This is a genomic window from Peptacetobacter sp. AB800 (assembly GCF_047807365.1).
Lineage (GTDB): Bacteria > Bacillota > Clostridia > Peptostreptococcales > Peptostreptococcaceae > Peptacetobacter.
In genome coordinates, this window is the sequence record NZ_JBLOUI010000060.1 from 1 (window position 1) to 9,493 (window position 9,493).

At 29.7% G+C, this 9,493-nt stretch carries 11 protein-coding genes, 1 pseudogene and 1 riboswitch; of the genes and pseudogenes, 11 read left to right on the forward strand and 1 reads right to left on the reverse strand.

What is annotated here, in order from left to right:
* Window positions 1–302: 302 nt before the first annotated feature.
* A complete protein-coding gene (locus ACK2WN_RS11465; protein WP_416155644.1) occupies window positions 303–932 on the reverse strand; it encodes a CatB-related O-acetyltransferase in 630 nt (209 codons plus the stop codon).
* Window positions 933–1,263: 331 nt separating this feature from the next.
* On the opposite strand from ACK2WN_RS11465, the gene ACK2WN_RS11470 reads away from it, so the two are divergent.
* The 11 genes and pseudogenes from ACK2WN_RS11470 (at window position 1,264) to ribE (ACK2WN_RS11520) (ending at window position 9,315) form a co-directional block, all read left to right on the forward strand.
* A complete protein-coding gene (locus tag ACK2WN_RS11470; protein WP_416155645.1) occupies window positions 1,264–1,500 on the forward strand; it encodes a hypothetical protein in 237 nt (78 codons plus the stop codon).
* Window positions 1,501–1,518: 18 nt separating this feature from the next.
* Window positions 1,519–1,980: a low molecular weight protein-tyrosine-phosphatase gene (locus ACK2WN_RS11475; protein ID WP_330000440.1), complete on the forward strand. Its 462-nt coding sequence runs from the start codon at window positions 1,519–1,521 to the stop codon at window positions 1,978–1,980.
* Window positions 1,981–2,002: 22 nt separating this feature from the next.
* Window positions 2,003–2,305, forward strand: coding sequence for a hypothetical protein (locus ACK2WN_RS11480; RefSeq protein ID WP_416155646.1), 303 nt, complete (start codon window positions 2,003–2,005; stop codon window positions 2,303–2,305).
* 65 nt (window positions 2,306–2,370) lie between these two features.
* The gene (locus ACK2WN_RS11485; RefSeq protein ID WP_416155647.1) at window positions 2,371–2,988 is read left to right on the forward strand and encodes a flavodoxin family protein; all 618 of its coding nucleotides are present in this window, start codon (window positions 2,371–2,373) and stop codon (window positions 2,986–2,988) included.
* 145 nt (window positions 2,989–3,133) lie between these two features.
* On the forward strand, window positions 3,134–3,877 hold the full coding sequence (locus ACK2WN_RS11490; RefSeq protein ID WP_416155648.1) for a response regulator transcription factor: 744 nt from the start codon (window positions 3,134–3,136) through the stop codon (window positions 3,875–3,877).
* 31 nt (window positions 3,878–3,908) lie between these two features.
* Window positions 3,909–4,925: a sensor histidine kinase gene (locus ACK2WN_RS11495; protein ID WP_416155649.1), complete on the forward strand. Its 1,017-nt coding sequence runs from the start codon at window positions 3,909–3,911 to the stop codon at window positions 4,923–4,925.
* A 224-nt stretch (window positions 4,926–5,149) separates the two neighbouring features.
* Window positions 5,150–5,506: pseudogene (locus tag ACK2WN_RS11500) on the forward strand (glutathione peroxidase); the annotation flags it as partial.
* A 69-nt stretch (window positions 5,507–5,575) separates the two neighbouring features.
* Window positions 5,576–5,690: riboswitch (FMN riboswitch) on the forward strand.
* A 151-nt stretch (window positions 5,691–5,841) separates the two neighbouring features.
* Window positions 5,842–6,942, forward strand: a complete 1,101-nt coding sequence (gene ribD, locus ACK2WN_RS11505; protein ID WP_040410244.1) for a bifunctional diaminohydroxyphosphoribosylaminopyrimidine deaminase/5-amino-6-(5-phosphoribosylamino)uracil reductase RibD — start codon at window positions 5,842–5,844, stop codon at window positions 6,940–6,942.
* A complete protein-coding gene (gene ribE, locus ACK2WN_RS11510) occupies window positions 6,927–7,565 on the forward strand; it encodes a riboflavin synthase (protein WP_006439413.1) in 639 nt (212 codons plus the stop codon). The genes ribD and ribE (ACK2WN_RS11510) overlap by 16 nt, the downstream gene beginning before the upstream one ends.
* A 72-nt stretch (window positions 7,566–7,637) precedes the next feature.
* Window positions 7,638–8,849, forward strand: coding sequence for a bifunctional 3,4-dihydroxy-2-butanone-4-phosphate synthase/GTP cyclohydrolase II (locus tag ACK2WN_RS11515; protein ID WP_006439414.1), 1,212 nt, complete (start codon window positions 7,638–7,640; stop codon window positions 8,847–8,849).
* A 1-nt stretch (window position 8,850) separates the two neighbouring features.
* The gene (gene ribE, locus ACK2WN_RS11520; RefSeq protein WP_006439415.1) at window positions 8,851–9,315 is read left to right on the forward strand and encodes a 6,7-dimethyl-8-ribityllumazine synthase; all 465 of its coding nucleotides are present in this window, start codon (window positions 8,851–8,853) and stop codon (window positions 9,313–9,315) included.
* Window positions 9,316–9,493: the final 178 nt, after the last annotated feature.

Sequence of the window (9,493 nt, forward strand, 5' to 3'; positions counted from 1 at the left end):
TTTGTTAGGTTTATTTGTTGTGCAATTTTTTAAAATTTTTGAAATCAAGTTTAACCCATCGATTTATTTTTTGTTTCGAGAGTATTTTTTTCATATCAAGTTAACAAAACCTAGTTTTCTTATAAAAATAATAGCAAAATATATGAGTTTTACGCAACCAATAAAGGTTGGCAATTTGTCAATTAGAGTTAACACTGGCTAAATTTCAATGGTTTATGCATATAAGAATATAAGATATAAAAAAATACCCTCATTTTTAAATTTAAGGGTATTTTAAAATAAATTTATTTGTATTTTTTATCTTATTTCAATAAGTCTATATTACCTGACTTTATATTGTGTATATTTTCTTTAATCTTATAATAATCCCAATCCCACCATTTTAGATGTAATAGTTTTGAAATTTTTTCATCATCAAATCTTTTTCTAATTACTCTAGCAGGTATACCACCAACAATAGTATATGGTGCTACGTCTTTAGTTACAACGGCTCGGCTACCAATAATAGCACCATCGCCAATAGTAACACCAGATAAAATAACAGCTTCGTATCCAATCCAAACATCGTTACCAATCTTGATATCGCCTTTATTATCCCAAGATGATTTAACATCTTTTATATCCAAGTCCCATTCTTCAAAGAATAATGGGAATGTATAATTAGATAGAGATTTCATTGAATGATTGGCACAGTTAAAAATAAATTTTGCACCACAAGCTATTGAACAGAATTTTCCAATAAATAGTTTATCATTATTTATAGGGTAATGGTATAAAACATTATTTTTCTCGAAATCTTTTGGATTATTTACAAAATCATTGTATATAGTAAAATCTCCAACCTCTATATTTGGATTAGTAATTACATTTTTTAAGTATATAGTTTGATTGTCCCCAGAACGAGGATATATTTTTTCTCCCGGAATAGTCATTTTAGTTTCTCCTTTTATATGTAGTATTATTATTTATTAAGCTATTCCGGCTAATACAATACAACGTTTCATAACCTTTCACTTCCTTTTGAAAATATAAATTTTCTTATAAATATTATATTATCTGTAACTAAAAATTACAAATTTTAAAATTTAAAAACTATTAAATGAAAGAATTTATTGTTATAATAAAAATATAGGATGTATGTAAGATGATTTTATTTTATAAAGTTTATTATTATAATGAATATAAATTTCAGCCTACATTCTAAGTTAAGGAAATAGAAATGAATTGTTAGCTATATTTAGCTGATAGATAAGGAGGATTATTTTGAAAGAGATAGTAATAAAACTGACAAGAGATACATTTGATTATAAGTTTAAGCAGTATGAAGGGAAGTTTTTCCATGCAACTATAGATGAAAATAGTGAGATAGTGAAGTATAAGTTGACTGCTGATGAGGCTGGTAAAGAACTGAAGGAGTTTGGGAATACACATATAAAAGATGAGAACTTTTTATTTATTCCGCAGCTAGATATTTATATCGATTTAAAGAAAATGAAATAATTTGAAGGGAGAAGTCCAATGATAAATGTAATGATGGTTTGCCATGGAAATATATGTCGTTCAACTATGGCAGAATTTGTTTTAAAGGATATGGTAGAAAAAGAAGGATTAGCAGATAAATTCCACATAGAATCTTCAGCGACAAGCAGAGAAGAAATTGGAAATCCAGTACACCATGGAACAAGAAAAAAACTAGCAGAAGTTGGGATATCAACTGCTGGAAAATATGCAAGACAGATAACAAAAAAAGACTACAAAGAATTCGACTACATACTAATAATGGATGATATGAACAGAAGAAACCTAAAAAGAGTAGTTGGAGAAGATGTAGACAACAAAGTATACAAACTACTTCATTTTGCAGGAAGTGAAAGGGATATAGCAGATCCTTGGTACACAGGGAACTTTGATGTTACTTACGATGATGTAATGGAGGGATGTAGTGCTTTCCTAGAATACTGCAAAAAGAACGAATTGTAGTAGTTAAAGAGAGAGAATAGTTATGAGTTCGATAAAATACGAAATAATAAATTTACTAGACAGACAGGATTTAAAAGAAGAAGCAGCAAGTTGGTTTAGCTCTAAGTGGAGAGTGCCAAAAGAAGCATATTTAGAAAGTATAGAAGAATGTTTTACAGGAGAAAGTCCGGTTCCTCAATGGTATGTAGCAATTGAAGAAGGAAGAATAATCGGTGGATTGGGTGTTATAGAAAATGACTTCCATGATAGAAAAGACCTTGCTCCAAATGTATGCGCTGTATTTGTTGAGGAAGAAAAACCTTCTAGAATGTATATACATAGATAAACAAGTTATATAGTGATAAATAAAGTTATATAATATAGTTAGAAACTTATAAAAGGGGTGTTATTATGAAAGTATTATTAATAAACGGAAGTCCACACGCAAATGGATGCACATACACAGCTCTTTGCGAAGTGGAAAAAGAATTAAACAAAAGCGATATAGAAACAGAAATAATCCACGTCGGAAACAAGGACATAAGAGGATGTATCGCATGTGGAAACTGTAGAAAAAATGGTAAATGTGTATTTGATGATATGGTCAATGAAGTAGCTCCAAAATTTACAGAATGTGATGGAATTGTTGTAGGATCTCCTGTATATTACGCATCTGCTAATGGAAATCTAATATCATTTATGGACAGATTATTCTACAGCAATACTTGTGACAAGACTATGAAGGTAGGAGCAGCTGTTGTATCTGCAAGAAGAGGAGGATGTTCATCTACATTTGACGAATTAAACAAATACTTTACAATAGCTGGAATGCCTGTAGCATCAAGTCAGTATTGGAATAGTGTGCATGGAAACACACCAGAAGAAGTATTAAAAGACGAAGAAGGACTTCAGGTTATGAGAACTTTAGGTAAAAATATGGCATTCTTAATTAAGAGTATTGCTTTAGGTAAAGAAAAATATGGATTACCTGAAAAAGAAGCTAAAGTTGCTACAAACTTTATAAGATAATTAATAAAAACAATACGATAACACAATGATAAAAGCTGGGTAAAAAATTACTCAGCTTTTATTTTATATTTATGAAATAGATAATTAAAAGAAATATTGTATCATCTTAAAAAAGAAGTTATCATTAAAATAAGAGGTGATAAAAATGCATTTAACAAACGAACATAATATGGACGTATCATCAAGAATGTCTTTAGATGACAACTCATTAGATATATTTATAGTAGAAGATGACTTTGTATTAGCCAAAGAAATAAAATTGCGGTTAGAAAAATACGGATACACAGCGCAAACTGTGGTAGATTTACAAAATATAACAAATGAGGTACTTATTGCAAATCCAAAACTAATTTTAATGGATATTAACCTTCCATATAAAGATGGCTTCCAATGGTGCAACGAGATAAGAAGATTTTTAAAAGTACCGATAATATTTATCTCATCAAGAGATAGTGATATGGATATCATAATGTCTATAAACATGGGTGGAGATGACTACATTGTAAAGCCATTCTCAATACAACTATTAATTGCAAAGGTTCAAGCAGTTTTTAGACGTGCATATTCATACAATATTACTGTTGATAAAGAAATTATAAAAGTTGGAGAAATAACACTTAACATAGCTGATGGAACGGTTATAAAGGATGGAACAGTTGTAGAGCTTAGCAGAAATGAATTTAAAATTTTACACATACTTATGCAAAATGCAGGAAATATTGTCAGCAGAGATGAGATAATGGATGCACTTTGGAGCACAGATGAATTTATTGGCGAAAATACGCTGACTGTAAATGTAACCAGACTTAGAAACAAACTAAAATCACTTGGATTAGTTGATTATATTAAGACAAGAAAGGGACAAGGTTATATAATAGAAGACATATAGGATAATAGAGAACTTTTTGAGGTGAAACAAAATGAAGATTAAAGATTACTTAAAAAGCAATAAGAGTTACATTCTTTTATATGTATTATTTATAATCTTATTCAACGTAAATGTCTACATAGATCCAGGAATAGAAATGGGTAGGGAGAGTCTAATATATCTGAATTTAATATTCGCACTAGCATTAATAGTATTTATAGTGTATGATTTTTTCAAAAAGAAGAGAGAATTTGATAAAATTTTAGATACTATTAAGGTAATAGACGGCGTTGATGTCGATGAAGAATTTAAAGATGGAGTAGATAAAGAACTTATAAGGCAGATAAAAGATGAGCATATATATTGGATGAACAAGCTGGATAAGATAGAGGACGAGTTAAAAGATGCCAATGACTATATGACAGACTGGATACATCAGGTAAAAATACCAATCTCAATACTAGAAATTATGTCTAAAAGAGTAGGGGATGCTGAAATTTCAAAGAATATAAACAGAGAAATAAAAAGAATAGACTCCCTTGTTGAGCAGGCATTGTACATAATAAGATCTGGAGAATATAGCTCAGATTTTTCTATTGAAGAGATAGAAATAGACAAAGTAATAAGAAGTGTAATAAAAAAGAACAGATACTTATTTATATATAATAAGTTAGAAATAGATATCAAAGAAACTGGATTTTCTGTGTATACAGACAGAAAATGGATATCCCATATTATTGAGCTAATAATAGACAATGCGTGCAAGTATTCTCACAAAGGTGGAAAGATAGAAATATACCAAGAGCAGCGTGAAAAATCTAGGGTTATCCATATAAAAGATTATGGAGAAGGAATAGATAAAGTAGATTTGGATAGAATATTTGAAAAAGGATTTACAGGAAAGAACGGAAGAAATAGATTTAAATCTACAGGAATGGGACTTTATATCGCTAAAAAAATACTTACCGCACTTGGAGATGACATAGAAGTTAAATCTGTTGAAGGTGAATTTTGTGATGTTTCGATAATATTCAACAAAGGACACGATTTCTTTAAAGTTATGCAATAAAAGTAAATTATAGTAATAAACAATAAATATATAGATAAAATTGATTGTTGGTCATATATACGGGTATCTATTAAGTAAGCAATCAAAAGATGGGGGATATAAAAATTATGAGTATATATGATTATAAAGTGAAAGATATAGATGGTAATGAAGTTGATATGAGTGAATTTAAAGGAAAAATACTTCTGATATTAAATTCAGCTACAAATTGAGGCTTCACTAAACAGTATGAAGCTCTGGAAGAGCTTTACAAAAAATATAAAGATGAAGGATTTGAAATATTAGATTTTCCTAGTGACCAGTTTGGACAGACTCCGGGCACTGATGCTGAAGTAAAGCAGTTTGGAATTGATAAATATGGTATAACATTTAGACAGTTTTCTAAAATAGAAGTAAATGGTGAAAATGAAGAACCTTTGTTTACATATTTAAAAGGACGGAAAACAGGTCTTGGTGGGAAAAATATTAAATGGAACTTTACTAAATTCTTAGTAGATAAAGACGGAAATATAATAGATAGATTTCCACCAATGATGAAACCAGAAAAATTAGAAAAGAAAATAAAAAAATTATTAAAATAAAAACTTCTAAAATTATTTTTTATTGACAAATAAAAACTTTAATAATATAATTAAAGTTAATTGAATAAGAACTATCTTCAGGGCAGGGTGAAATTCCTTACCGGTGGTAAAGCCCACGAGCTGCAAAGCATGATTCGGTGTAATTCCGAAGCCGACAGTAAAGTCTGGATGAAAGAAGATGAAAAGTACTATTTATTATATATTATAGTTTTATTTGCTCTGGAATGAATTAATCATTTCAGAGCTTTTTTAATTTATTTAGATAATTTTAGCACTTTTAAATGTCTTGGATAGCATATTATTCAAGACATTTTTTATTTTTAGGAGGTGTTAAAATGTGTGAATGTAAATATATGCAATTGGCATTAGAAAATGCAAAAAAAGGTGTAGGATTTGTTAATCCTAATCCTATGGTAGGAGCAGTTATTGTCAAAAATGGAAAAATTATAGGTGAAGGATACCATAAAAAATATGGTGGTCTTCATGCAGAACGAAATGCATTGAATAATTGTTCAGAAAATCCTAAAGATGCTACCATGTATGTAACTCTAGAACCATGTTGTCATTATGGAAAAACTCCACCATGTACAGATGCAATAATAGAAAATAAGATAAAAAAAGTAGTTATTGCTAGTCTAGATCCAAATCCTAAAATGTCTGGTAAAAGTTTGGATATATTAAAAAAACGGGGAATAAAAGTTGAAAAGGGGCTTTTAGAAAATGAAGGCGATAAATTGAATGAAACTTTTAGAAAGTTTATAACAACTAAAAAACCATTTGTATTATTTAAGTATGCTATGACAATGGATGGAAAAATAGCTACTAAAATAAATGAATCTAAATGGATTACAGGTGAAGAAGCTAGATTAAATGTACAAAAAACTAGGCATAAATATTCGGGAATAATGGTTGGAGTGGATACTGTAATTATAGATAATCCGATGTTAAATTGTAAGATAGAAAATGGACTAAACCCAATTAGAATAATATGTGATACAAATCTAAGAACACCTATAGGATCAAAAATAGTATCTACAGCAAAAGAAATACCTACAATAATCGCAACTTGTTCAGATGATGAGATTAAAAAAGAGCAATATATTGAAAAAGGATGCGAGATTTTACAAATTAAAATAAAGAAAAAAAAGATAGACTTACAAGATTTGATGTCTAAATTAGGAGAAAAGAAAATAGACAGTATACTTCTTGAAGGAGGTGCAACTTTAGCATGGAGCGCTTTTGAACGGGGAATAGTAGATAAAATACAAGCATATATAGCTCCTAAAATATTTGGTGGAAATGGAAAAACAGCAGTATTAGGAGAAGGGATTGATTTTCCTAAAGATGCAATAATGCTAAAAAATAGTGAAATCTTTAGATTTGGAGATGATTTTATGATAGAAAGTGATGTGACTTATAAATGTTCACAGGAATAATAGAGGAAATAGGAAATATTGTATCGATTAAAGTTAATGGTGATTCTAGGAAATTATTTATAAAAGCAGATAAAATATTAGAAGATGTGCACAGAGGTGATAGCATAGCGGTAAATGGAATTTGCCTTACTGTTACAGAGTTTTCTGATTCAGAATTTTCAGTCGATGTAATGCATGAAACTATGAAAAGAACTTCCCTAAATAAGTTAAAAACAAATAGCAAAGTTAATTTAGAAAGGGCAATGGCTGCAAATGGAAGATTTGGAGGTCATATAGTAAGTGGCCATATTGATGGGACTGGAATAGTTAAAAATATAAATAAAGATAGTAATGCGATATGGTACACAATTGAAGCTGATTTAAAAATTATGAAATATGTGGTTGAAAAAGGCTCTATTACTATAGATGGAATAAGTTTAACAGTGGCTAATGTTAGAACAAATAGTTTTGATGTCTCAATAATTCCACATACTCTAGAGAACACTATCTTAGCTTTTAAAAAAATAAATGATATTGTAAATATTGAGAATGATTGCATTGGAAAATACGTAGAAAAATTAATGAATAAAAATAAAAAAGAATCAAATATAAATAGAGAATTTTTATTAAGAAATGGATTTTAGAAGTATTTATTAATAAACTATTTTTAGATTAGGAAAGATATTTTAATAATTGGAATTTTTAAGGAGGGAAAAATGATGAGATTTGAATCAGTAAAAAAAGCAATACAGGATTTAAGAGAAGGGAAAATTATACTTGTAACAGATGACGAGAACAGAGAAAATGAAGGTGATTTAATCTGTGCAGCTGAGTTTGCTACAACAGAAAATGTAAATTTTATGGCAAGTTATGCAAAAGGTCTAATATGTATGCCTATGTCAAAAGAATTAGCTAAAAAATTAGATTTACCACCAATGGTAACTCATAACACAGATAATCACGAAACAGCATTTACAGTATCAATAGACCATGTAGACACAGCTACAGGAATATCTGCTGTTGAAAGAGGATTAACTGCTAGAAAATGTGTAGAAGATGATGTAAAACCAGAAGATTTCAGAAGACCTGGTCATATGTTTCCTCTGATAGCAAAAGATAATGGAGTGTTAGAAAGAGATGGACATACTGAAGCAACAGTTGATTTTATGAAATTAGCCGGACTTAAAGAATGTGGACTTTGTTGTGAAATTATGAGAGAGGACGGAAGAATGATGAGAACAACAGAGTTAAAAAAAATGGCAAAAGAATATGGATTAACATTTACAACTATAAAAGATTTACAAGACTACAGAAAAACATATGATAAATTAATTGAATGTGTTTCAAAAGTAAAAATGCCCACAAAATATGGAGAGTTTATGGCTAGTTGTTACATAAATAAATTGAATGGAGAACATCACATAGCCTTAGTAAAGGGCGAGATAGGAGATGGAGAAAATATTCTTTGTAGAGTGCATTCAGAGTGTTTAACAGGAGATGTATTTGGATCTTTACGTTGTGATTGTGGGGAACAATTTGATGTAGCTATGCAAAAAATAGCAAAAGAAGGAAGAGGAGTTCTGCTTTATATGAGACAGGAAGGAAGAGGTATTGGTCTTGTTAACAAAATGAAGGCATATAAACTTCAAGATGGGGGAATGGACACTTTAGATGCAAACTTAGTATTGGGATTTGATGGAGATGCTAGAGAATATTACATAGGAGCTCAAATTTTAAGAGATTTGGGTGTAAGGTCTTTAAATCTTCTTACAAACAATCCAGATAAAATATATCAGTTAAAAGATTATGGAATTAAGATAAATAATAGGATTCCTATTCAGATAGATGCAACAGAATATGATGAATTTTATTTAAAAACAAAACAAGAAAGAATGGGACATATATTAAATTTAAAGGGGGAAAACTAAAATGAAAATTTACGAAGGAAAATTATTAGCAGAAAGTGATATTAAAATAGGAATAGTAGCAGCGAGATTTAACGAATTTATAACATCAAAACTTCTTTCAGGAGCAGTAGACGGATTAAAACGTGAAAATGTTAAAGAAGAAAATATAGAAGTGGCTTGGGTTCCAGGAGCATTTGAAATACCAGTAGTAGCTTCAAAAATGGCTAAGAGTAAAAAATATGATGCAATAATATGTTTAGGTGCAGTAATCAGAGGAAATACAAGTCATTATGATTATGTATGTAGTGAAGTATCTAAAGGAATAGCTCATGTAAGTTTAGAAAGTGAAATACCTGTAATGTTTGGAGTACTTACAACTGAAAACATAGAACAGGCTATAGAAAGAGCTGGAACAAAAGCAGGAAATAAAGGATTTGAATGTGCTCAGGGAGCAGTAGAAATGGTAAATCTTATGAAATTGTTATAATAAAAATACTAGTACAAATTAAATATTAAAAATAAAGTAAAAGAGGGAGGTATCGTAAAAGATACACTCCCTTTTTAGTATGACGGGCATGCTATTAATCTGTGGTGAAAGTCCATAAAAGGCGTAGCTACCGACGAACTTGATAGCGACTTGCAAGGTTTGTGCTGCGAAGCATAGG